The following is a 25,796-nucleotide window of genomic DNA, read 5'->3' as shown; positions in this document are numbered from 1 at the left end:
AATCAAGTACCATTTTGCGCTGACCGGTTCCAAACTGATTAGTGTTCTCAAAAGGAGGCTGTCATGCCTGGAAGACGACTCATTCTCTGCGGGATTCTACTGCTGACCGTTGGCTGTGGAGGCGTCAGCGATGCGCCGGATCGCCGCGTTGTCAAAGGTAGCGTCACTTTAAACGGAGAACCACTCGAAGGGGCCGTGATTCGGTTTCTACCCCAACCAGCAGGGCCGGTAGCCGCCGGCAAGATCATCAATGGCATGTATGAAATTTCGAATAAAGGAGGCGTCCCGCTGGGAAAACATCGCGTGGAAATCAAAGGCACGCCGATTCTGCCCGCTGACACAGAAGGAAAATCATTGGGCGAAATCGACGCGGCGACCAAACCCGCCATACCCGTTCCGGAAAAATTCAATTCCAAATCAGAGCTGGAAGCAACGGTAGAATCCGGGAGCGAACCGTTCTTCGTCGACTTTGAACTGAAAGATTAATGCACAAAAACTAACGACCAAGAGCCCCAACTTAAGAATCGACACCTCTGGAATCTAAGGCAAAGAAATGAAACAGATTTTACTTTTGACCGGCATCATAACAACAGCGTTGTTTTCGACAGATCATTCTCTTGCTGAATGGAATCATCCCCAGACACAAAAACTGCCGCAGCAACATCTGGGCCCCTTTCTCAAACTCTCAAAGGACAGCCTGCTGGCTCCCGATGCCAAACAAGTTCTCATCAGCAAAGATGCCGGCAAGACGTGGGAAGGGAAACCGCTGTATGCGGAGCCTGACAAATTCCACACCAGCCAGGAACGCGCGATCATTAAAACGCGCAAAGGAACGATTATCCTGTCGTTTATGAATCTGGCAGAGAAAAAATTCCACTGGGATGATAAAAAAGGAGGTCCACAATCTGATTGCACCCTCCCCGCTTATATTGTTCGCAGTACCAATGGAGGACAATCCTGGCTGCCTCCGCAGATCATTCAGGACCATAGCTGGTGCGGTGCCATTCGCAGTATGATTCAAACCAAATCGGGGCGCATCATTGTTGCCGTCTCCAAAGCCATCGCCAACCCGGGACGGCACGTGATGTTAACTTATTATTCCGATGATGAAGGAGCCACTTGGAACCATAGCAACATGATCGACCTGGGAGGGTCCGGCGATCACGATGGAGCAATGGAGGGCACGATTGTCGAATTGAAAGACGGCCGAATTTATGCATTAATTCGCACAAAGTTTGGTCGCTTCTGGGAAGCCTTCTCCACAGACGAAGGCGCTTCGTGGCGAACGATTCGTCCCTCCCAAATCCCCGCCAGCAGCTCGCCTGCTATTCTGCAACGACTGGAAAGCGGCCGCATCGTCATGCTCTGGAATCGTTTCCGCGACCCCAAACGCAAAACAGGACGCCGCGAAGAATTGTCCCTCGCGTTTTCCGATGATGAATGCAAAACCTGGAGCGAGCCCGTCATCATCGCGCGCGACTTGACTCCCGCTGGCAAGAGACGCGAAAACCGGGTCTCCTATCCTTACGTGACAGAAGTCAAACCCGGAGAACTCTGGATTACGACGATGCAGGGCCCCGTTCGTTTGTCCCTGCAGGAAGCAGATTTCATCGCAAAATAAATAACCTGCGACCTCAAAATCCTGTATCCAGGCTTACTGAAGCGTCTCCAGAGCCATTTAGACCGAGTATAATAGAATGAGAGGCGCTATGGTTAAATATGATGCGCTCTAGTAATCTTTCAAGATTCAACAGAATCATTGTTGATGAGTATCTTTTTCTCTTTGTATGAAAAGATAGTTGATTGCCAGTCGCTTTATACAACCATCGGCACATCGAGTGCATCAGGCAATATCCGCTTGAGTTCGATTCTTGTTTTTTCAACCTTCTGATTCTTCTCTGCTGTCAAACTCATTCGTGGCCGAGGTCTATTCGACACCTTTTCCAGAGGACTTTTTCCAGCCGGGGAAATGATGTGCTGCGAGAACTCCAAAAATAATGAGGGAAGTGAGCGTCGCCAGCAGATACATCCCAAAACCGACCGCAGTCCCTACGGCGGCAGTCGACCAAATGGTCGCCGCAGTCGTCAGTCCAACCGTCCGGCCCCGTTCCCGCAGGATGATGCCAGCCCCTAAAAAACCGACGCCGGTCACAATGTTTGCAGCAAGCCGTGACGGCTCAGTTCCAGGAATATGCGACGAGATCAGGGCAAAGACGCACGAACCCAGCGCTACCGAAGCATAAGTTCGCATACCGGCTTCACGTCCATGCCATTGGCGTTCCCAGCCAATAAAACCACCCAATGTCGCAGCGACGAGAGCACGCACTGCAAACATTAATTCCAATTTCCAATCCATATTCCATCCCTAACGATTCACGTTCATGATTCGTAGCAGTCTCACTTCCATCGCCTGGCGATCCGTATTGAATACCCGATGCCAGGCGTCATATCACTCAAATGGAAAGACTGATAAAGCATCCAATGCCTTTGAATATCAAGCAGTAACATTCAGAGGCGAATTACTATTTCAATGATACTATCTAATGCAAATCAAGAAAATTGCACACTCTGGATTACCACAATGCCGGGTCCCGTTCAACTTAGCCTCAAAGAGCAAAGACTTTCTGTCGAAATAAATCTCACTTGCGGATACGACACCGAGCCCAAAACACGCGACAGAATCTCTATTTAATCAGTCATCCCACCTAATCACATCAAAAACCCAACGCAAATAAAATCTATTTGCGTAACATCTATCTTATCTCGATTTGTATCAATATTCCTATCTATGAACTAATTCTACTTTACATCCATCACTTAATCGTTTATCAACAAGAGTAGAGCGAGCAAACAACGTATTTCTATAACACGCAACTTCCTGTTATATGCGTTGCATCAGTCCTTAATGATCAATACACCAACGAGGCCCCTCGTGAGTAAAATTGTTGAACTCGTCACGGTAAAAACCGTTGCCAAAGCAGCCGACTGTGCGGTCAGCACTGTCAGTCGCGCATTGCGAGACGACCCGAGTATCAGTGAAGCAGCCAAACAGCGCATTCGTCAGGTCGCAGCATCTTTAGATTACCGTCCCCTTCGTAAACGACGGCCTAAAAACGAGACCACCCAAAGCACAGCCAGTATCCTTAAAGGAAAACAGTTACTGGTCCTCTCTCTCGGCCTGGATCGATCGCTGATCTCACTCCCCGTGGTCAGTTCTGCCATCAGTGGCGTTGAAGACGCGTTCTCGGAACTAGGCGTTCATTTTCAAGTCGCTCATATTCCGGATCTGCAGGCGGTGCCCGCCCATCTGGATTTCGACCAGATCGATGGTCTGTTTTTGATTGGTCCGCTGCAGGGAAAAATGCTGATCGAATCAAACAAAACGTTATTGAATCAACTCTCGCAAATTCCCTCTGTCTGGCTGCTGGGACGGCCGCAAGGTTGCTGGGGTGATTGCGTCGGCGCCAACGACGTTTTACTCGGCGCGAAGGCCGCCGACTACCTAGCCGATCACGGACATCAACACGTTGCCTTTCTGAATCCCAAACCCGACCACTTGATTATGATGAATCGTGAAACCGGCTTCGTCTCCCAGGCAATGCGGCGCGGCTTAGACGTGCAGCGTTTTGTCGATCCCCCTTCCCAAGGCTGGAATCTGCCGATTAAACCTCCACTCACAACAGAGGCCGTTCAACATCTGGTAGATCAATTACTAAATGCTAAAAAACGTCCGACCGCTGTCTTTGCAGGCGCCGACAGTGTTGCGGCAGTCGTGTATGGATCACTGGCCCGACGCGGCATCAAAGTCGGCGAAGAGATCAGCGTCATTTCAGGAAACAACGACCACGCCTTTATTACCGGCCTTTATCCACAACTGACCACCTTTGACATTCACGCCCATGACATCGGCCGACTGGCTGTCCGACAGCTCGAAACCCGCCTGACCATGAAAAACTCGATTGCCAACGTCGATTTAACCCTGGAACCACACCTGACCCCCGGCGAATCAGTTCGCCACCTCAACAGCTAACAAAACCAACGATCTCCGGCAGAGGAACCTCAGATATGAATTCGCTCACACGTCGCCAGTTTCTTTATTCCACCAGTGCCGCCGCCATCAGTCTGGCCGGCGTCAACGGGTTACAGGCAGGAAAATCAGCCAAACCCAAGCTCACCCTGGGCTTCAGCCTCTACGGCATGCCGCACATGAAAACCGAACAGGCACTGCAGGCGGTCGCCGACATCGGATACGACTCCGTCGAACTCTGCCTGATGGATGCCTGGGACGCCACACCGTTAAAACTCAACGCCCAGCGCCGCGCTGAGGTCTCCAAGAAATTGAATGCGACCGGCTTAAAACTGACCTCGCTCATGGAACACTGCGATCTGACCGGATCGAAAGCGAGCCAGCAGAAAGTTCTCGAACGTCTCAAGCGGGCCGCCGAACTGGGTCATGCTTTGAAACCAGAGCAGCCTCCGCTGATTGAAACCACTGCCGGCAGCGGGAAATGGGACGATCGAAAAAATGAAATGCGTGACAACCTGAGAGAATGGGCCAAAGTCGCCGAGAGTACCAAAACCGTCATCACCGTTAAACCGCATCGAGGCGGCGTCGTTGATCGACCGGAGCAAGGCGTCTGGCTGGTGCAGCAAATTGACAGTCCCTGGATTCGCTTGAACTATGACTTCAGCCACTTTACCCACCGGAATATCTCGCTGGAAGATTCGATGCGAATCATGATGCCTTATACCAGTTTCATTCAGATCAAAGACACCGTCCTGCAAAATAACAAAGCGCGATTTGTTCTCCCCGGCGAAAGTGGCGACATAAACTATGTTGAATTGCTGAAACTGGCTGTCAAAGGCGGGTACCGAGGAGACATCTGTTGTGAAGTCAGTGGCATGGTCTTCAAACAGAAAGGCTACGATCCCATCGCAGCTGCGAAAACCTGTTATCAAAACATCGCCCCCGCCTTTCAACAGGCAGGAATTACGCGCGGCTAAGTAGTTATTATTAATTGATCCCCCGATGGTAATGGTTCGACCATGATAAAGCACAATCGAATGCAGCAGCAAATTATGATACTGGCATTGGCGGTACTCTCCAGCCTGCAGCCCCCCGTCTGCGCAGCGAAACCGGCAAAAGCATCCGCCAGTCAACTCGAATTTTTTGAGTTGCATATTCGCCCCGTCCTGATTGAACAATGTGCCGACTGCCACACAGGAGACGCCGACGCGGAAAGTAGCCTCGCCGTCCATTCACGTTCTTCCTTAATCAAAGGGGGCGAATTCGGACCGGCGATCATTCCCGGCAAGCCTCAGGAAAGTCTGTTATACCAATCCATTCAACGGACGCATAAAGTATTAAAAATGCCCCCGGATGTGGATGATCGGTTGAGCGCAGAAACCATCCAGCACTTCAAACAATGGATCGAATGGGGTGCTCCCTGGCCGGCAGAAAAGATCAAGCCGCGCCAGAAATCGCAGGCTAAGAAAACTGAGTCGCTGACGACATCGCACTGGTGTTTTCTGCCACGTCAGTCGGTCGCGCCGCCGGAAGTCGATCATCCACTCTGGTCCACTTCCCCCATTGATCAATTTATCTTTGAACGGCTCGAAAAAGAACAGCTCACACCCGCACCACTGGCATCCAGACGCACTCTGATCCGACGGGCCTCCTTCGACCTGACCGGACTCCCCCCGACTCCACAGGAAGTCAATGAATTCCTTAACGATCCCGACAGCGATCTGCGCGCGTTTTCCAAAGTCGTCGACCGTCTGTTGACATCGACCGCATACGGCGAACGCTGGGGACGCCACTGGCTCGATGTCGCTCGCTACGCCGACACGCAGGGTGATGTCGGAGACTATCCGATTCCCGACGCTTATCTCTACCGCAACTGGGTCATCGACGCCTTCAACGCCGATCTCCCTTATGACCAGTTTCTGCAGGCACAATTGGCCGGCGATATTCTGGCAAAACAGGAAGACGATCTGCAGCGTGCCCGACAGCTCAAAATCGCCACCGGCTTTATCGCCCTCTCCCGCCGGTTTGGTAATACACGATATGAAGATCAGCACCTGACCATTGATGACACGATCGACACCATCGGTCGCGGCATCATGGGCGTCACGTTAAAATGCGCCCGCTGTCACGACCACAAATTCGATCCGATGCTGGCCACCGATTATTACGGCCTGTACGGCATATTTGAAAGTACGCTCTATCCCACCATGGGCGCGTCCAACCAACCCTCGCCCACCCAACTCGTCGCAGCGGAAAATAATCCGGATTCGCAACAAAAGATCGACGCATACTGGGATCTGCTCAGCCAATATCAACATCAGATTCGAAATCACTTTCGCCCCTGGTTAAAACCAACACTGGAAGAATACAAGCAAGTCGCAGCCAAAATCAAACAGGCAGAGAAAGATAAACAACCGATCGAGAAGCTGGAAGCACGTCGTCAAAAACTGTTGGCGTCTCACAAAGGAAAATTCCAGGAACTGATGGAACACGGTTTACCCTGGCTCAAGCAGGAAAAAGCCCGACTGGTCAAACAACCGCCCGCAGAAATGCTGTATGCCGTCATCGATGGCAAGCCTCACCATGCCAAGTTACATCGCCGCGGCAATCCCAGCAATCCCGGCGATGTCGTGCCCCGCCAGTTCATCAGCGTGATTTCCAAAACCAAACCCGATTTGGATCAACAACGATCCGGTCGCGAAGAACTCGCCAATTGGATTACCGCAGCCGATCACCCCTTAACGGCTCGCGTGATTGTCAATCGACTCTGGTATCACCACTTTGGTCAGGGGCTGGTCAAAACAGTTGATAACTTCGGCGTTCTGGGAGCTGCTCCCTCGCATCCCGAATTGCTGGATTACCTGGCTAATCAACTGATTGAACAGAACTGGTCACTCAAGGCGATCCATCGACAGATGATGTTAAGCCGCGTCTATCGACTGGACAGCAATGACATCAAAGAAAATAGCCAGCGTGATCCGGGAAATGTGTTTCTCTGGAAGTATTCCCGCAAACGACTCGACGCCGAATCAATCCGCGATGCGATGCTGTTTGTGTCAGGCGAACTGGATCGCGAGCCGGGAGGACCGCATCCCTTCATGCCCTGGCACAAGAAGGGCTACAGTCTGAATGGGCCGTTCCATAAAGTTTACCCTTCCAAAAAACGGAGCGTGTATCTAATGACGCAACGGCTGTTTAAGCATCCGTTCCTCGGCCTGTTTAACGGACCTGACACAAACGAAACCACGGGAACGCGGAGCAGTTCCAATCTTCCGACACAGGCGCTCTACCTGATGAATTCCCCTTTTCTTCCCGCGCTGGCGGAATCATTCGGAAAACGAATTCTGCAGTCCAATCTAACCGAAGAAAAACAGCTCCAGGCCGCGTTCCAGATCGCTTTTTCTCGCAATCCCACGCCTGCAGAACAGGCTGATTTTTTAGAGTCGTTACACGCGTATCGCAGAGAAATGCTCAAGGAGCACCCGAAGGATGCTGCTGCAGGAAATCAGGAAGCCTGGACAGGACTCGCCAAAGTTCTGCTCACCAGTAATGAGTTTTTTTTCATAGACTGATATCAACCGCAGTTGCCACTGAGGAATGACAAAATGCACAATTCCATAAACATCGATCGCAGAAGTCTACTGCAGGCCGGACTCGGCACCACGGCGGGACTGTTGCTCCCTGCTGCGCTACCGGCGGGCGCTACGGTGCCCCATCATCGCCCGCAGGCCAAGCATGTGATCATGCTCTACATGTCGGGAGGTTACTCGCACATTGACACCTTCGACCCTAAACCCGAACTGACGAAGCGGCACGATCGATCCATCGGCGACGAAAATAAAGCCGCGGTCTCCGGACAACCGATTGTCGAACGATACTTAAAAGCACCGCTTTGGAAATTTCGTCCGAATCGGAAATGTGGAACGGAAGTCAGTGATCTGTTCCCCCACATTCGCGAGCAGATGCATGAAGTCGCCCTCATTCGCTCCATGAACAGTGATCATCGCGATCATGGCGAAGCCACACTGCAGCTTCACACAGGCAGCACGACCACCGCCATGCCCGGCATCGGAGCCTGGATGAGTTACGGCTTGAAATCCTTCAATGATAATCTGCCCTCACACATCGTCATCTCAGAACATCGCCCTTACAACGGCCCGCAATTATGGGATGCCAATTTTTTACCCGCCGTCAATGGTGGTGTGCAGGTCGTCCCCGGCGCTGATCCCATTCCCTATTTAAAGTCTCCGACGTCACGAGAGCGCCAACAACTGGAAATGTCACTGCTGTCGAAAATGAATCAACGTCATCTGCAACAACGCCAGCAGGATGCCCAACTTTCGGGACGCGTCGCTTCGTTTACCGCCGCGGCAGGCCTGCAGCAACAGGCGCCTGAAGCCCTTGATCTCTCAAAAGAAACAAAGGAAACACTGAAAGCATATGGGGTCACCCAGGGAGATCAATCGAGTTACGCTGCCCAGTGCATTATGGCCCGTCGTCTAATTGAACGGGGAGTCCGTTTTGTCGAAATCATCGACGCCGTTGGTGCCTGCCGTGATAACTGGGATGCAGCACACCGCGATATCGCCTCGCATGAAAAATACGCCCGTCGCGTCGACCAACCGATCGCCGCACTCATCACAGACCTGAAACAACGTGGCTTACTGGAAGATACCTTGCTGGTGTTTTGTACGGAATTTGGACGCACTCCCTGGGCACAAGACGGCAAAGGAACGAAATCCCGCGCGCATCACCCGAACTCCTTTTCCTGCTGGCTCGCCGGCGGCAATGTGCGCGGCGGCGCTGTGCATGGGGAAACAGACGAGATTGGAAACTATGTTGTGAAAGATATGGTCCACGTTCACGATTTCCATGCCACGATCTTGCACATCATGGGACTGGACCATGAGAAACTAACCTACCGCCACGCTGGTCGCGATTTCCGACTGACCGACGTACACGGCCACGTCGTCAAAGAAATTCTCAAAGCATAGAGATCGCGGAATCATCACCCCGCTCAGCGGTGACGCTTTTTCCGACATCGCTGACGATTTTTCCAACCACCGTTTCCAAGACACGCTCCCGTCATTACAGAACCTGCTTCTACCCAGCGGTTCCTGAGTACCTCAAAAACAGGAACAATTTTTGCGTCTCCTTAAGCTAAGATTTCCCCCTCAACTTAAGGAGCGTCAAAAGATGTGCTGTTTTCTGCGGATCATGTTACTCGGATGCCTTTGCTGGAACTCCTCTCTACTCTTTGCAGCAGGCCCGGAACCGGCAAAGTTCAATGCCTCACGCGCAAAAGCAATCACGTTTCTGAAAAACTCACAAAACGAAGATGGCACCTGGACGTTCAACGAAGCTGCCGGGATTTCTGCATTAGTCACATCTGCTTTAATCGAGTCAGGGGTTCCTGTCACCGATCCCACGGTCGCAAAGGCATTAACGAAACTTGTTTCCTTCTGTCAGGAAGATGGCCGCATCTGTTCGGCTCGCAGCCAACACTCGGGTTATGAAACGGCCGTCGGCTTGATGGCGCTGCAAGATGCGAATCAGTCCGGCAAGTACACGCCGCAAATCAAAAAAGCAGAACTGTTTCTGCGTGGACTGCAATTCGATGAAGCCAAAGATATCAAACCCAGCGACCTGGAATATGGTGGCGCCGGATATGGCCCGGATGGAGGGCGCCCTGACTTGTCCAATACCGTGTTTATGATCGAAGCCTTGAAAGCCGCCGGTGCGAAATCAGACGATCCTGCAATTCAGAAAGCACTGACGTTCGTCTCCCGATGCCAGAATCTGGAAAGTGAATTTAACACTTCCCCCGCTGCCGCAAAGGTGAATGACGGAGGCTTCTATTACAACGTCTCTGCCGGCGGTGCTTCGCCCGCAGGAAAAACGAAAGAGGAAGGCCTGCGCTCTTATGGCAGCATGACCTACGCCGGCCTCAAAAGCATGATCTACGCGGGACTCACTCCCAAAGATCCTCGCGTCAAAGCCGCCATCAACTGGATTCAAAAAAACTATACCGTCGAGAACAATCCCGGCATGGGAGACAACGGCCTATTTTATTATTACCAGCTCTTTGCCAAAGCCTTATCAACTCTGGATCAGGAGCAGGTCAAAGACAGCCAAGGCAACGAACACGACTGGCGCAAAGAACTTGCCGATCACCTGTTCAAAATCCAGCAGGAGAACGGCAGCTGGGTGAATTCCAAATCCAACCGCTGGTTTGAAGGAGATCCAAATCTGGTCACCGCGTATACATTACTGGCTCTCAAAAATTGTGAGCCAGCCAAACCATCCACCGATTGATCATTTTGCAGCAGAAATCAACGACCGCTGACGCAGCCAGTCTTCCGCACGATCGGTCCACGTATCAACGTCGGAATTTTCGACCGGTCGCATGCCGTAGCCGTGTCCGCCGGTTTCATAGATGTGCAACTCGCTGCCCACGCCATTGTTCTTGAGTGCCGTATAAAACAGAATACTACTTAAGGGTGTGGCGCCGTCATTATGGGCATGTGCGAGAAACGTCGGCGGTGTCGACTTCGAAACCGTGAACACCTCGTTGAGTGTTCCCGTTTTGTCATCGATCAGTCGCCAGGGATAAACCAGCAGACTGAAATCAGGACGACACGAGACTTTATCAATGGCATCAGTGGGCTTGTAAGCGCGTTCATCAAATCGAGTGGTCACCAAAGCGGCTGCCTGGCCTCCTGCAGAAAACCCGATCACACCAATCCGGTCAGGTTTGAGATCCCATTCTGCCGCACGCTTGCGAACCAGACTTAAGGCTCGCTGCCCATCCTGTAACGGCCGCTCCGAAAAAGCAGGTAACTTGGAATTTTTTTGAGCGGAAGGGGTTTTCTGTTTTGTGCGATAATGCACCACAAACGCGGTAACACCCAACTCATTTAACCATTCCGCGGCTTCCGAACCTTCTTTATCCGTCACAACATAGTTGTATCCACCGCCGGGTAGAATCAGAATCGCAGCGCCATTTCGTTTGTCGGCAGCTGGTTGAAATACCTGCAATTGTGGACGAGTAATATCCTTGACGCGCGTCGCGGGCGGATTTTCTGTAGCACGTCGGGCCAGTTGCGTGCCTGTCTCACGCGTTGTTTCCCCGGGCGCCTGGTTCTGCCAGAGATCGATCACCGCATCCGGCTCGCGTGCTTCTGCACTGCCAAGCAGGTTCGCACCTATCGCTGCGATCAAAAACGCCATTACTGTGAACCGTCTCATGCTAATATTTCCTTGATGATATTCGACGGTTCGACTCCCGTCAGTTTGAAGTCAAGTCCCTGATGTCGAAATGTAAAACGCTCATGGTCGATGCCCAACAGGTGCAGCACCGTGGCATGCAGATCGCGGACGTTGACCGGATTTTCAACCACGTTATAACTGAACTCATCGGTGGCACCATACGTCATGCCCGACTTGATGCCGCCCCCTGCTAACCATGTCGTGAAGCAACGCGGATGATGATCGCGGCCCCCTTCGGGACTGTCCCACTTTCCTTGACCGGCGACACCCCGACCAAATTCGCCACCCCAGATCACCAGCGTCTCATCCAGTAATCCCCGTTGTTTGAGATCTTTGACCAGCGCGGCGCTCGCCTGATCGGTATCACGACAGCGTGCCACGCACCACGAACCCAAGCGGCTGTGATGATCCCAATCGGGATGAAACAACTGCACGAATCGTACGCCGCGTTCAATCAGTCTTCGAGCCTGCACACAGTTGGCGGCATAGCTGCCCGGCCGACGCGAATCGGGGCCGTATAGTTCGAACGTCGATTCGGGTTCATCACTCAAATCATTCAGTTCGGGAATACTGGATTGCATTCGCCAGGCCATCTCGTATTGACGAATCCGCGTTTCAATCTCCAGGTCGCCCGTCTGTTCCAGACGCATCTGATTCAATTCGGCGATGCCGTTCAGCATGCCCCGCCTCACCTTTCGAGGCAGTCCGTCCGGATCGCGAAGATACAACACGGGCTCTTTAGCATTCCTCAACTTCACGCCCTGATAACGAGAGGGCAAAAAGCCGCTCCCCCAGTAATGATCGTAGAGTGGTTGATCGCTGGGACGTTTCATCTTGGAAATCAGCACCAGATAATCGGGCAGATTCCGATTATCACTTCCCAGTCCATAACTCGACCAGGCACCGATTGAGGGCCGTCCTGGTAGTTGATGCCCTGTCAGATATTTTGTCATCGCCGGTGCATGATTGATCTGATCGGTCACCATCGACTTAATGAAACAGAGTTCATCGGCCACCTCGCCATGATAAGGCAACCATTCCCCCAGTGTCGCTCCACTTTCACCGTAGCGTTTGAATTTCGTTCGCGACGGCATAATCAACTGCTTCTGATTCGCCGTCATCGTGGTCAGCCGCTGTCCGCCACGCACGCTTTCCGGCAGTTCCTTACCGGCCCATTTCATTAAACCCGGTTTATCGTCGAAGAGTTCAATCTGCGAAGGACCGCCCGACTGTGTCAGATAAATGACGTTCTTTGCCCGTGGCGGTTTGTGTGGTAATTCCGGCAGTCCAATCGCCGGTGTTTTCTCTGCCTCAGCACGCCGTGTGTTTTCTAAGAGACTTAATGCCATCGCGCCCAGACCGACGCCGGCACCGCGTCCCAGAAAATAACGGCGGGAAATTTCGAAGGCACGTTGTTTGATTTGCTCATTCATGGGTGATTGCCTCATCCAAATTAAAGACCATGCTGGCGATGATCATATAGGCGGCAAGTTCGTCTGCTGTCACCTGGCTTTTGTTCGGCGGCTGTCCGACATCGAGCAGGCTCAATGCATCCTCGGGCTGATTCCGATAATGTGCGCGTGATTTCTGAAACTCCCGTTTCAGAACCGTTCTTTCCCGTTCATCCAGTGTTCGGGAGAGAATCCGGCGAGCGATCAAATTCAGTCGCTCCGGCACGGTGGTTTCCTGTTGAATCGCCGTGCGTGCTAATTCACGCGAGGCTTCCAGAATACTCAGATCGTTGAGCAGTGTCAGCGCCTGCAATGGTGTATTTGTACGTCTCTGTTTCACTTCACACACGCGGCGCTGCGCACTGTCAAACAGAAAGGTCGGCGCACTCGAACGCCGCCAGAAAGCATACAAACTGCGTCGATACTGGGCCGCTCCCTGGCTGGGTTCATAGCGAAAGCGCCCCATAAACATTTCGGCCCAGACTCCCGCCGGTTGATAAGGCATCACCGGAGGACCACCCAGAGCCGGGTTTAATAAGCCGCTCGCCTGGAGCGCTGCGTCGTGAATCATCCAGCTTGGTAAACGAAATCGTGGTCCGCGGGCCAACAATCGGTTTTCCGGATCGCGGATCAGTAATGCTTTCGAGACCTCGCTGCGCTGCTGGTACGTCTGGCTGGTCACAATCAAACGTAGAATGTGTTGCAGGTCCCAATTGTGTTCCATGAGTTCCACCGCCAGCCAGTCGATGACGTCCGGATGTGTGGGCGGTTCTCCCTGCAGACCAAAGTCACCCGGAGTACGAACCAGACCCTGCCCAAAACAAATCTGCCACAAATGATTGACGACGACGCGCGCGGTTAACGGGTTCTTGTCAGACACCAGCCAGCGTGCGAGCCCCAGACGATCTTTTGTTTTTTCTTGCGGCAGCGGGAATATTGCTTCCGGCACAGATCGGGCCACTTCGGCACCGTGCTTATCCCAGACACCTCGTTCCAACACAAACGTTTTGCGAGGTTCTTTTCGTTCGGCTAAAACCATTACGGACAATTCACCGGCTGCTTTTTTGACTTGAGCCAGTTGTGTATTCGCCCGATCCAGTTCTGCTTTTTTCTTCTGATACGCACTGTGATCAACGAGAAACTGATTCAGCAGACGCACTCTCAACTTCGGATCAAGTTGGGATGTCTCCTTCACTTTGGCTTTCGCCAACGCTACCAGAGGCATCGAATCGAGTGACCGCACTGCCTGTCCCGGCTGATCTGTCAGCATCACACGAAATCGACCAATATTTACGTTCCCCTCGGTGGAGCGATGTAGCATGACAAAGATCAACTCTTCCTGATCGTCAAGAACCAGAGGTTCCGCTAACGCAAACACGGCGGTATGTTTTTGCTTCGGATCGTGCGTTTCGGTTGTCCAACCATTGCGGGGATCGTCATCGAGCGTATCTTTGATTTTCCCATATTTGCGACCTTTGACTGTTTTTTCGACATCTGCCACCGCAGTAGCGAACTCGATATCTCGCAACTGAGAACTCCCCTGACGACGTACCTGAAGTTTGACGTCGGTCAGAATAAATTCTCCATTGGCACCTCGGCTTAATTTGCCTTCCGTATGCGAAGCATGAGGAAAGACTTCCAGCCGGATGCCGGTCACACGCGGTAAATTCGTTGCTGCTGTCAGGCGGTAATCATCTTGACGGAGATTCGGTCCACTGCTCTGAATCGTGCCGTCTGCTTCTTGTGTCAGAATCGTTCCTTCCACTGACTTGAGTGATCTGGTTTGAGGCAGATGCCAGGCTGTAAATCCTTTTTCGACAACACGTATCTGCTCCGCCAGCCACGGCTCAAACTCCAGCTCAGCCTGTTTGCGAGTTTGTGCTTCTACAGGACGACGTTCGTCGACAACCTCTTGTGCTTCCAGAATTGCACGTTTCACCAGCGGCGATTTAAATTTCAGATATGGTTTCGCACCGCGGCCCGCTTTTCCATCTTCATCAATGCTGTTGAAGAAGGCGAACAGACTGTAATAGTCGGTCTGGGAAATCGGATCGAATTTGTGAGAGTGACACTGACAGCACCCCAGCGTCAACCCCAGCCAGACCGTCCCCGTAGTGTTGACGCGATCGATCACATAATCGATGCGCGATTCTTCCGGATCGCGGCCCCCTTCTCCGTTGGTCATATGATTGCGATGAAAACAGGTCGCCAGTTTCTGTTCCGGCGTCGCCTGCGGTAACAAGTCACCTGCGAATTGTTCCATCGTAAACTGATCGAAGGGTTGATTTTCATTGAACGACTGAATCACCCAGTCCCGCCACGGCCAGTTGGTGCGCGTGGAATCCTGCTGAAACCCATCCGTATCGGAATAACGGGCAAGATCCAGCCACCACATCGCCATCCGCTCGCCATAATGTTTCGACATCAATAACCGATCGACAAGTTTTGCATCCGCATCGGGAGACGGATCATTCACAAACGCTTCGACTTCTTGCGGAGTCGGAGGCAATCCCGTCAGATCAAATGAGAGCCGACGAATGAGTGTCTGTTTTGTTGTGACGGGTGAGAGTGACAGGCCTGCTTCAACCAACTTGCGTCGCACGAGCACGTCTATCGGGTTTTGTTGCTTTTCTTGTGCGTTGAAATCTGCTTTCGCCGGTGGTTCAAAAGACCAATGTTTGCCCCACTTCGCCCCTGCGGCGATCCAGTTCCGGATGAGCTCGGTCTGTTTTTTTGTTAATGGTTTGCGATGTGAGTCGGGCGGCGGCATTAACAGATCGGCATCGCTGGTTGTAATCCGGGTCAACAGCTCACTCGCTTCCGGTTTCCCTGGAACGATAGCGGCGGTTCCGTCGCGATCAGCAGTCGCAGCCTCGCGTAAATCCAGGCGCAAGTCTGCTTCGCGATGCGTAGGCTCAGGGCCATGGCAGTGAAAACAGCGATCCGAAAGAATCGGCAGGATCTCGCGACTGAAATTCACCTCGTCCGCCGCGCGTAGCGGACTGTATGCCCCCAATGCGATGGACAATAGAATCAACTTGTTGAAACAAGGCAGTATTCTCAAGGGATTGATTTAACCTGGGAAAGAAATTTCGGGGAAGGATCACTGCATACTGATATAAGTTCCATCGTACTTTCGGCACAACCTCAGGTCCAGACAAACTCAATAAAGCAGCCGCTGGCTCTAAACAGGAATCAGGAATCGTTCTGCTGATTCGACTCAGTTTGAAACACAGATCCACTGGAAAGTCTATGTTTTTCAATTGGAATCAGACTGATGGCCTATTTCTCCAGAACAGAAAAAGACCTTATTTTATAAAACATATTGACATCTTGAACAATTTAACTATTCTTTATTAAACATTGTTACACAACGACCCACTTGAAATCGTAAAGACACTTTAAGTCGCTCACACACGTTAAGTCGCTCAACTATTACATATTTCCACATCACTTCATTCCAGGAAATGTAAGATGAGCACTTATTCCAGACGAAGCGCGTTTACATTAATCGAGTTGTTAGTTGTTATTGCCATCATCGCAATTTTGATTGCCCTTCTCCTACCGGCAGTCCAACAAGCCCGAGAAGCAGCCCGGCGTTCTCAGTGTAAGAACAATCTGAAACAACTGGGGCTTGCATTTCACAACTACCACGATACTTTTACGACGTTCCCTAACGGAAGCCATCCGACTCCCGGCTATTCTGGAGGCGGATACCATATGGGGTGGGCTCCCAAAATCTTCCCTTATATTGATGAAGCAACCCGCGTTCACGCAATGGAAGGCTTTTCAGCAGACCCGGTCACGATACTCGCCCCCTGGAGAAATAACACAGCTCCGCATAATGGCGAAAGTGAAATCTGGGGGCCGATTCCCGTACTCGCCTGCCCTTCCTCAGCATTGGGTAACCGATCACCGGATATCGTCAGTTCCACGTTACCCTGGATTGTTGGTCAAGGCGCCCTGCATTACCGGGGAGTTGCCGGTCGCATTGAAGATGTCACCAATCCTACTGAGAGCAATAATTATCGATGGGCTAATACCGGGTTAATCTACCCGCATAGCAAGACAAAGTTTCGCGACATTATCGATGGTTCCACGAACACAATTTTACTGGGAGAATCATCATCCTCGCATGGCTGGTCTGCGTCGATGAAAGCCGGTTGGGGAGGCATCCAGCCTTGGACATGGGGCATGTATTGGTATACCAGCACGAGGCGACTCACCCTGGATAGCAAAAACATTCAATTTCCGATCAACTATCGCGGAGATTTCGGCACCAACCATACGCCCTTTACCAGTTTTCATGTTGGGGGTGCGCATTTTATGATGGCCGATGGTTCGGTTCACTTCATTAGTGAGAATATCGATCTCGGGCTATTCAAATCGCTGGGAACACGTGCCGGCGGAGAAGTCCTGGGCGAATGGAACTAAGGCTTCCCCGTTTCATTCATGCTGAGAGCGCGCAGACAAAGAGAGTTTGAGTTGTAAAAGACTCGGCTCTCGTTGCTGCATGCTCCGATTGATTTACGTGACAGGCATCTCTTCGCTGCTCATTATTCCACACTGTAAAGGAACTGTGATGATCTATAAACTACTACCTGTTTATCTCAGAGTATTCAATCAGACAAACTTTCTGCTGCTCTTACTGTGCCTTGTCCTGCTCAACACGTCTGGTTGTGGTGATGGTCGACCGGCACGAGCAACGGTCACAGGCAATATCAGCTACAACGGAAAACCGTTAAGTATCGGTTCGCTTGTTTTCATACCCATTGGTGGTGGCCCCCCGGCTCAGGGAAAAGTCAACCGCGAAGGAATCTATGAAATGGGGACATTTGAAGACGATGACGGGGTAATTCCCGGAAAATACAAAGTCATGATCACAGCACTCACCAGTTCCGGAGGCTCGGGATTACCCGAAGACACAGTTAGTGGAAATGAGGCACCGGTCTCCGTCATCCCCGAATGGTATGGTGATTTAGAAAAATCCGGACTACTGGTGACTGTCAAAGCAGACGAAGAAAATCAAATCGATTTTCCATTAACCGACGATAAACCGAAAGAAACAAAATAAGTTTTTGAGCCGTTCCTACAGCATCGAGAATTGATACTCGGCGCTGCTGGAACGCTGCTTCTCGATTCCTGATCGATTTATTGTGAGTTAACCTGTCTGCTTCCCCTCAAGCAATGCTGCCAAACTGTCGAATTACGACAAAACAGGTTGTCAGCTGAAAACAGCCTGAAATACGGCCTGAACCGACGTGTGGCACTTCTCAATTCGCATTTGTGCGCGCATACGGATATACTGAAGTAGTGGCTTACTACGCGCGGAATCTGTCTATCCTTAAAAGTGAGTCTTCTGCTTTATTGCAATCCTTGCCTCTCCATAAACGGTATCCAATTCAAAATATCGTTCAAAACCAAAGATGATCCATGAGTACGAACTCGCTCTCCAGTCGCCAACAATTCGAAAAATTCAAAGCCGAGTTTCAAGACAAGAACGGCACTACCCAAGGCAAACCATCTGCAACGCGAGACCGTTCTTCCTGGGAGTTAGTGCGCAGTTTTCTCGGCTTATTGAAAATTCATCGCCGGTCGATGATCCTGGCGCTGTTGACATTAACCATCGCCACACTACTGGCGTTAATTCCCCCGATTGCGACCAAATTTGTCGTCGATAACGTACTCGACAAAAAACCGCTGCCGGTCTCTTTACCTAAGTGGATTCCACGTGAACCCTGGCCGCTGCTTGTTTCCATTACCATCACCGTGATCGTAATTTCGATGATTCGAGTTGCACTACAGATCTGGGGCCGCTGGCACGCGACCCGGGTTACAAAAATGATTCAAATGAAAGTCCGTAAGGCTGTCTTCGCACAGGCCGTGCGCCTGCCTCTGCATCGAGTTCAGGAACTCAAATCCGGGGGAGCGACAAGTATCTTACGCGAGGATGCCGGCAGTGTCGGCGAATTGGTATTTGGAATGTTGTACAATCCCTGCCGCGCGATTATTCAATTGCTGGGCAGCTTGATTATTCTGGCGTGGGTCGACTGGCGACTGCTGCTGGGGGCAATCTTCCTGGGACCAATGGTTTATCTAACACATCGCACCTGGATCAGTCGTATTCGACCGCAGCACCGTCGCATTCGTGCACAGCGCGCCGCCGTTGATGCACAGGCTACCGAATCATTCGGCGGCATGCGCGTGGTGCGGGCATTCGGCAGACAGCGTTCTGAAACCAGCCGCGTCTTGCGAGGCAATCATCTGATGGGGCGTCAGGAGCTATATGCCTGGTGGTGGTCACGGCTCATTGAAATCGCATGGGAAACGTTGATCCCTATCGCTTCTGCCTGTCTGCTTTTATATGGCGGCTGGCAAGTTCTGCAGGGAGAGCTGACGCTGGGTGAGCTGGTGATGTTTCTGGCGTATCTGTTAATGCTACTGGGTCCCCTGGCTATGCTTGCCCAAAGTGCGGCTCAGTTTCAAAATAGTCTATCAGGGTTTGACCGTGTGCTGGACCTGCTGGATGAACCACGCGAGATGGAATCGTCTACTGCGAAAACCATCAGTAAGGCAGAAATCAGCGGTCGGATCACATTCGAGAATGTCAGTTTCCAATATCCGGGCTCCGAACAGTTTGCTTTAGAGGAAATCTCGCAGGATATCGAGCCGGGTGAAACAATTGCCCTCGTCGGCCCCAGCGGTGCGGGTAAAACGACCTTCTGTAATCTGGTCGCGCGATTTTACGATCCGACAACCGGCCGTGTTTTGCTGGATGGTCGAGATTTGTGTGAACTGAATGTGGAAAGTTATCGTAACCACATTGGTGTGGTCGAACAGGATGTCTTTCTGTTCGATGGAAGTGTGGCTGAGAATATCGGCTACGGCAATCGTCACGCATCGTTATCAGAAATTCAACAGGCAGCAGAAATTGCGAACGCCGATGAATTTATTAAACTCCTTCCGAACAGCTATCAGACTGTGATTGGTGAGCGTGGCGTGAGATTGAGCGGCGGCCAACGACAACGGCTGGCCATTGCCCGAGCGATTCTGGCCGATCCCCGTATATTAATTCTTGATGAAGCCACCAGTAATCTGGATACGGAAAGTGAACGGCTGATTCAAGACAGTCTGACGACATTGATGCAAGGTCGCACCTGTTTTGTGATCGCGCACCGATTAAGTACCATTACTCATGCCAACCGGATCGTGGTTTTTGAAGCAGGACGCATCACGGAAACAGGGACTCATGATGCTTTGATGGAAGCAGGGGGAAAATATCGTGAGATGGTTCTACTGCAAACCAGTCCGGCTGAAGTCAATTGAAGCAGAACGGCTGCCAAGTGCACATTCGTTTTTCATTTATGCTTCGTGATCACAACATTTCGAAATTGAAAAGCATCCATCGCATGTTTACAATTTGATATATGAGTCCTTCCTCCAGAATTGTTCAACGGTTCGCCAAAGACAGAACTCTGTTGAATCACACCTTAGTTCTGACTGCTCAGAACGCCTGTTAAATCAAAATTTCGTAGTACCGTTAAAAGACAAAAAATCGGGAACTTCCCGAAAAGGAAACAGCAGTATGAATGTATTGAAACGTGGCCGAGACTCCGTACTTTTGAAACTCAGCATTGTCGGTGGAATTGTCATTGGGACTGCCCATTTTGAAGACATCACACATGCAGGAGAGACAAATTCCACCTCAGCAAAGAAATCCAATAAAGTGCTGTTGGGCACACCTGAGCTGACATCCGGTATTCCCGGAAAAGGCCCGTTAACGAAACAAGATATTAAGGCATGGCTCAGCCAACCTGAAAATCATGAAATCCTGGAAGTGACTCTTCCGCTCGGCTTGAGCGCAGGGGCCTCGCAAATGGTGGGACTCAAAGAAAACCCTTTCACGCGGGCCAAGGTCGAACTGGGACGACAGCTTTATTTTGACACACGACTCTCGTCCGACAATACCATCAGTTGTGCCAGCTGCCATCATCCCGATGAAGGTTACGGTCGGCATACACAGTTCGGCGTCGGCGTGAGAGATCAGGAAGGGGGCCGCAACTCTCCTATCAGCTATAACCGGATTCTGAGCGGTCCTCAATTCTGGGATGGCCGTGCCGCCACGCTGGAAGAACAAGCCGTTGGTCCGATCGAGAACCCCATCGAAATGGGAAATACGCACGTGAGTGTTGTGAAAACGATCAAAGGAATTCCCGGTTATCAGATGCAGTTCAAGAAAATATTCAAGGACGGCGTCAACATCGACAACATCGGTAAAGCGATTGCCGCATTCGAACGCACGCTTGTCACAGGGCCTTCTCCGTTTGACTATCAGGAAAAAATAAAACCGTTCCTGAAAATGGACAAAGAAGACCTCGAAGATTTAGCCGACATTTATGAGCCGATTCTGGCACAGACCAAAAAACATCCGATGTCGAAAAGTGCCCTGCGTGGCATGGATTTATTCTTCAGCGAAAAAATCAACTGTGCTGCCTGTCACTTAGGTCCGAATCTGGCCGATGAAAAATATCATAACCTCGGCGTAGGTATGGATGCCAAGAAGCCGGACCTGGGGCGTTATGAAGTCACCAAACAGGAAAAAGACAAAGGCGCCTTCAAGACTCCCACGATCCGCAATGTTGAATTCAGTGCCCCCTACATGCACGACGGTTCTCAGCAAACTCTGGAAGAAGTCGTCGAACACTACAACAAAGGTGGCACGCCGAATCCTTTCTTGAGTGATAAAGTGAAAAAGCTAAATCTTACCGATCAGGATAAGAAAGATCTGGTAGCATTCATGAAAGCCTGTACTGGTCCCTTCACAAAAGTGGAAACCGGGCGGCTGCCTCAATAGTCTCACCTGTTTTAGCTGACAACTCTCATAGCCCGGTTTCAGGACCGGGCTATTTTTATTTCTGGTTACGAATCAAGCGGGTTAGCTGCTGTGCGTTTTTAGAAATGCTGTTATCCTATGACGTATTACACGTTTCAAATAATCGGCGAAACGTCTGTTTTTCAATTTCAAACTCTTGAATTTTGGTTTTAAGGAAAAACATTGTCGGGCGTACTCGAAGTCATCGTACTGACGACTCTGGCAGGAAGCACGATTCCCATTGGTGGTTTTCTTGCCAAAATCGAACAGATTCATCCGCGCTGGCTCGAAGAAGAATTTCGGCATTCCATCATTGCCTTTGGTGGTGGCGTATTGCTGGCCGCTGTTGCGCTGGTACTGGTTCCCGTTGGCATTGAAGAGCTAAATCCATTGACGGCAGGAGCCGCCATTCTGATCGGTGGCGTCTGCTTCATGTTCATTGACCAGATGCTGGAAACGCATCAAAATCCCGCTTCGCAGTTACTCGCCATGCTGCTAGACTTCGTGCCGGAATCGCTGGCGCTGGGGGCCACATTCGCTAACGGTGGCTCTGTGGGAATATTGCTCGCCATTTTAATCGGACTCCAGAATTTGCCGGAAGGCTTTAACGCCTACAGAGAATTGAGGAGTTCACGCACCATGAAAAAACGCATGATCTTGCCAGGTTTTTGCCTGCTGGTCCTGTTGGGCCCTCTTTCTGGGCTCATTGGCTACTATTTATTATCGCAAGTTCCTCAACTAGTCGGCCTGACGATGCTCTTCGCAGCGGGAGGAATTCTGTACCTGACATTTCAGGATATCGCACCGCAGGCCAAACTGGAACACCGCTCGGCCCCCGCATTGGGCGCGGTACTTGGTTTTGTCTTCGGATTGATTGCACAGATGGTCGTCGCATAACGTTTGCAAAACAGACTGAACGGATCAACCGATAGAAAGATTGTTGCCCTGGTTATAATAGACGTGTCTCACCAATATCCAGTATAAATAATTCTGATACGTTGCTGCACACATCCGCCGAGCTGTGCAGGCAACACGCTCCGATCAAATATTCTCGGCAGTACACACAAAAGGAATCAGCGTGTCGAACTCCAATCCATCGAAACCGGGTTCAGCTGTCTGGAAATCTCTCGAAACATTGATCGCTGTGTTCACGATCATCATGATCGCCGCGCATCTGGTCTTACGTTTCGCATTCGTCACTTCAGAAACCATGCAAAATATCCCGCTCTGGGCTGTGCTCGTGCTGGGGGGGACGCCACTGGTTTGGGGACTGTTGGTCAAAATGATTCACCGGGAATTCGGCTCAGATCTGCTGGCCGGCATTTCCATCGTCGTCTCGGTTTTACTCGATGAATACCTGGCAGGATCACTGGTCGTGTTGATGCTTTCCGGAGGCGAAGCCCTGGAAGCCTACGCCGTCCGTAGTGCCTCGTCTGTTCTGCAGGCGCTAAGCAAACGGATGCCCTCAATCGCGCATCGCAAAATCGATTCGCGCATCGATGATATTCCTCTGGATCAGATTGCCATCGACGATACGCTTGTCATTTTTCCCCACGAAATCTGTCCCATCGATGGAAGTGTGCTCGAAGGCCATGGCGTGATGGATGAATCGTACCTCACCGGCGAACCCTATATGATGTCCAAGACACCTGGCTCGCAGGTACTTTCGGGCGCGATTAACGGCGAATCCGCATTGACGATCCGCGCAGAGAAACTGGCCGTCGATTCGCGCTACGCCAAAATCATGGAGGTCATGCAGACGTCAGAACAACACCGTCCCCGCATGCGGCGGATGGCAGATAAACTGGGCGCCTGGTATACGCCGCTGGCTGTTCTGATCGGTCTGGCCGCCTGGATCATATCAGGAGATCCCGTGAGATTTCTGGCAGTAATGGTGGTCGCCACTCCCTGCCCGCTCTTGATTGCAATTCCGGTTGCCATCATCGGCTCCATCTCTCTGGCCGCTCGCAGAGCCATCATTGTTCGGGATCCGACCGCACTGGAAACCGCGGACACCTGCCGTACAGTCATCTTCGATAAAACAGGCACGCTGACTTACGGCGAACCGCATCTCACCGAACAGATCTATGCTAACGGCTTCAATCAGGAAGAAGTCCTTTCACTTGTCGGCAGTATTGAACGTTTTTCCAAGCACCCACTGGCGCAAGCCATCCTCGCCGCTGTACAGGCAGAGAAAACCATCACGCACGAAGCCACCGAAATCAGCGAACCCCCCGGACAAGGGCTCCAGGGAACCGTCGACGGACACACGATTCAGATTACCAGTCGCAAGAAACTACTCAAACAGCAGCCCGAAGTTGAAAGCCAACTCCCCGAACAGGCGGGTGGCCTGGAATGCCTGATTCTAATCGACGATCAATATGCGGGCACGTATCGTTTTCGGGATACACCCCGCACTGATGGCCAGTCATTTATCCATCACCTCACGCCGCGACACCATATTCAGCGCACCATGCTGGTCTCCGGTGATCGGGAATCTGAAGTGCGTTACCTTGCCGATCAGGTGGGCATCGAAAATGTCTTCTTCAGTCAGAGCCCCGAGCAAAAACTGGAGATCGTCAATGATGAAACAACACGCGCCAATACGATCTTTGTCGGCGATGGAATCAACGACGCGCCCGCGCTGGTTGCAGCAACGGTCGGCATCGCTTTTGGTCAAAACAGCGATGTCACGACCGAAGCAGCCGACGTGATTATCATGGATAGCTCACTGCAAAAGATCGATGAATTCCTGCACATCAGTCGTCGCATGCGAGGCATCGCTCTGCAGAGTGCAATCGGAGGCATGGGCTTAAGCATGCTGGGGATGTTACTCGCCGCTTCTGGATATCTTCCCCCTGTCGCCGGGGCGCTGACGCAGGAAGTCATTGATGTTCTGGCCGTGCTGAACGCGTTACGGGTCGCGATTCCTCCCAAGGCACTGATTGACTTCACTCCCGGTTCAACGGTTTAGATGCACCGCCGACAATCAAACTCATTTTGACTCGAATCGGACCGTTGGATTGCCGTCAGCATAAGAGATCACATAACGCCCGTCTGAAGTCGGATAAATCACATCCTGCTTCAATTCAAAATCGGTGGGAGTCTTACGCAAGCGAAACTGCGGACGTCCCGGAATCATATAATCGCCACCATATTGAATCATCATCTGCGTGCGATCCCCGAGTGAATGGCCGGTTGTTTTAAATACGACGTTATCAATATCCGCGGGTGTCACAAATTTGGCTTCGACATCCAGTTGGGCGGCTTTCATATTCTGAAACATCTGTTTTGCATCGGGGTAAGGACAGGTCGTATCTCCTGTCCCATGAATGATGATGATTTTTGCTGCGTTGTTCCTGTCTTTCATCAGTTTCAAATGTTCTGGATTCCCGACAAATCGAATCTCCTGCGCGCCCGGCGCCAAATAATTCTTGTCATTTTTGTCCTGGCTGTAACGGGCGTTGAGAGAACTCCCGCCGGGCAAATGGAACGCGATATCATCGGAAAGCCGAGGCATGCCGCAAATATCAATCACGCACGTAAATGTATGCGGTGCGAGCTTATTGCACATCAGCGTCACATTCCCGCCCCCTGAACCGCCGGATGAATAAATTCGCTGTGAATTGAACGGGATATTTTTCTCCTGTAGCCCGTGGTACACAAACGACAGTGCCCGTAAAGCATCAATCGCTTGCAGATAACCAAAATCGTAGGGTGCCCCCATCGCTGCTTGATTCTTCCACGATCCGCTCTGCAGATAATCCACCGAGATCGCAATCACATTCAGTTCTTTCGTAAGCACAGCGGGGTTGCCGGCGCCTGATGTATTCGTGCCACCCCAGTTATGCAGGTTGAGCATCAAGCCTGTTTCTGCGTTCACATTTGCCAGCTTGTTGCCCGGGTAATAGATGTAAACCTTGACGGAACGGGGTCCCGGCTGAAACGGCCACTCCTGAGTTTTTATCGACACACTTTCATTCTGTGCTGGTAACTCCGCAGCGCGTAACTCACTGCCCCCCAGTCCCAAAAAAATGAACACGATAAATACAATAGATTGTTTCAGCATGAATTTGACCTTGTCTTGTTTAAATCTCATCACCGTTGTCTGCATACGCGCGATCGCTTGACGAACGCCATCTTATCGATCATGGTGAATGGGTTCACCAGAGTCAAC

18 protein-coding genes are annotated in these 25,796 nt (G+C 51.4%); 13 read left to right on the top strand and 5 right to left on the bottom strand.

Annotated elements, in window-relative coordinates:
- Positions 1-63: 63 nt before the first annotated feature.
- Positions 64-486, top strand: coding sequence for a hypothetical protein (locus AAC022_RS18000; RefSeq protein WP_339733296.1), 423 nt, complete (start codon positions 64-66; stop codon positions 484-486).
- 67 nt (positions 487-553) lie between these two features.
- Positions 554-1,621, top strand: a complete 1,068-nt coding sequence (locus tag AAC022_RS17995; RefSeq protein WP_339733294.1) for a sialidase family protein — start codon at positions 554-556, stop codon at positions 1,619-1,621.
- A gap of 306 nt (positions 1,622-1,927) precedes the next feature.
- Here AAC022_RS17995 and AAC022_RS17990 read toward each other — a convergent pair whose 3' ends face one another.
- Entirely contained in the window at positions 1,928-2,356 is a 429-nt protein-coding gene (locus AAC022_RS17990) for an MgtC/SapB family protein (protein ID WP_339733292.1), read from the bottom strand.
- A 576-nt stretch (positions 2,357-2,932) separates the two neighbouring features.
- Between AAC022_RS17990 and AAC022_RS17985 the strand changes: the two genes are divergently transcribed.
- The 5 genes from AAC022_RS17985 to AAC022_RS17965 all read left to right on the top strand — a co-directional run bounded on the left by AAC022_RS17985 (position 2,933) and on the right by AAC022_RS17965 (position 10,342).
- A complete protein-coding gene (locus AAC022_RS17985; RefSeq protein ID WP_339733290.1) occupies positions 2,933-4,030 on the top strand; it encodes a LacI family DNA-binding transcriptional regulator in 1,098 nt (365 codons plus the stop codon).
- Positions 4,031-4,065: 35 nt separating this feature from the next.
- Positions 4,066-5,004 (top strand): sugar phosphate isomerase/epimerase family protein, encoded by a 939-nt coding sequence (locus tag AAC022_RS17980; RefSeq protein WP_339733288.1) that lies wholly within the window; start codon positions 4,066-4,068, stop codon positions 5,002-5,004.
- A 60-nt stretch (positions 5,005-5,064) separates the two neighbouring features.
- Positions 5,065-7,599 (top strand): PSD1 and planctomycete cytochrome C domain-containing protein, encoded by a 2,535-nt coding sequence (locus AAC022_RS17975; protein ID WP_339733286.1) that lies wholly within the window; start codon positions 5,065-5,067, stop codon positions 7,597-7,599.
- 33 nt (positions 7,600-7,632) lie between these two features.
- The gene (locus AAC022_RS17970) at positions 7,633-9,021 is read left to right on the top strand and encodes a DUF1501 domain-containing protein (RefSeq protein WP_339733285.1); all 1,389 of its coding nucleotides are present in this window, start codon (positions 7,633-7,635) and stop codon (positions 9,019-9,021) included.
- A 202-nt stretch (positions 9,022-9,223) separates the two neighbouring features.
- Positions 9,224-10,342 carry a prenyltransferase/squalene oxidase repeat-containing protein gene (locus tag AAC022_RS17965; RefSeq protein WP_339733284.1) on the top strand — a complete coding sequence of 373 codons (1,119 nt, stop codon included), beginning with the start codon at positions 9,224-9,226 and terminating at the stop codon, positions 10,340-10,342.
- Here AAC022_RS17965 and AAC022_RS17960 read toward each other — a convergent pair whose 3' ends face one another.
- The 3 genes from AAC022_RS17960 to AAC022_RS17950 are packed head-to-tail and all read right to left on the bottom strand — an operon-like array spanning position 10,343 to position 15,811.
- Positions 10,343-11,275, bottom strand: a complete 933-nt coding sequence (locus AAC022_RS17960; RefSeq protein ID WP_339733283.1) for an alpha/beta hydrolase — start codon at positions 11,273-11,275, stop codon at positions 10,343-10,345.
- Positions 11,272-12,729: a DUF1501 domain-containing protein gene (locus tag AAC022_RS17955; protein ID WP_339733282.1), complete on the bottom strand. Its 1,458-nt coding sequence runs from the start codon at positions 12,727-12,729 to the stop codon at positions 11,272-11,274. The genes AAC022_RS17960 and AAC022_RS17955 overlap by 4 nt, the downstream gene beginning before the upstream one ends.
- Positions 12,722-15,811 carry a PSD1 and planctomycete cytochrome C domain-containing protein gene (locus AAC022_RS17950; RefSeq protein ID WP_339733281.1) on the bottom strand — a complete coding sequence of 1,030 codons (3,090 nt, stop codon included), beginning with the start codon at positions 15,809-15,811 and terminating at the stop codon, positions 12,722-12,724. Before AAC022_RS17950 ends, AAC022_RS17955 begins: the two co-directional genes overlap by 8 nt.
- Before the next feature lie 410 nt (positions 15,812-16,221).
- Between AAC022_RS17950 and AAC022_RS17945 the strand changes: the two genes are divergently transcribed.
- The 6 genes from AAC022_RS17945 (at position 16,222) to AAC022_RS17920 (ending at position 24,593) form a co-directional block, all read left to right on the top strand.
- Positions 16,222-17,181, top strand: coding sequence for a DUF1559 domain-containing protein (locus AAC022_RS17945; RefSeq protein ID WP_339733280.1), 960 nt, complete (start codon positions 16,222-16,224; stop codon positions 17,179-17,181).
- Positions 17,182-17,329: 148 nt separating this feature from the next.
- Positions 17,330-17,821 (top strand): hypothetical protein, encoded by a 492-nt coding sequence (locus AAC022_RS17940; RefSeq protein WP_339733279.1) that lies wholly within the window; start codon positions 17,330-17,332, stop codon positions 17,819-17,821.
- A gap of 359 nt (positions 17,822-18,180) precedes the next feature.
- On the top strand, positions 18,181-20,073 hold the full coding sequence (locus AAC022_RS17935; RefSeq protein ID WP_339733278.1) for an ABC transporter ATP-binding protein: 1,893 nt from the start codon (positions 18,181-18,183) through the stop codon (positions 20,071-20,073).
- 259 nt (positions 20,074-20,332) lie between these two features.
- Positions 20,333-21,601, top strand: a complete 1,269-nt coding sequence (locus tag AAC022_RS17930) for a cytochrome c peroxidase (protein WP_339733277.1) — start codon at positions 20,333-20,335, stop codon at positions 21,599-21,601.
- A gap of 201 nt (positions 21,602-21,802) precedes the next feature.
- Positions 21,803-22,516 carry a divalent cation transporter gene (locus tag AAC022_RS17925; RefSeq protein ID WP_339733276.1) on the top strand — a complete coding sequence of 238 codons (714 nt, stop codon included), beginning with the start codon at positions 21,803-21,805 and terminating at the stop codon, positions 22,514-22,516.
- Positions 22,517-22,697: 181 nt separating this feature from the next.
- A complete protein-coding gene (locus AAC022_RS17920) occupies positions 22,698-24,593 on the top strand; it encodes a heavy metal translocating P-type ATPase (RefSeq protein ID WP_339733275.1) in 1,896 nt (631 codons plus the stop codon).
- Positions 24,594-24,614: 21 nt separating this feature from the next.
- Here AAC022_RS17920 and AAC022_RS17915 read toward each other — a convergent pair whose 3' ends face one another.
- The gene (locus AAC022_RS17915) at positions 24,615-25,688 is read right to left on the bottom strand and encodes a DUF2920 family protein (RefSeq protein ID WP_339733273.1); all 1,074 of its coding nucleotides are present in this window, start codon (positions 25,686-25,688) and stop codon (positions 24,615-24,617) included.
- Positions 25,689-25,796 lie beyond the last annotated feature (108 nt).

The organism is uncultured Gimesia sp. (genome assembly GCF_963976445.1).
Lineage (GTDB): Bacteria > Planctomycetota > Planctomycetia > Planctomycetales > Planctomycetaceae > Gimesia.
Note: the sequence above shows the minus strand (reverse complement) of the source record. Positions and strands in the feature narration are given on the sequence as shown.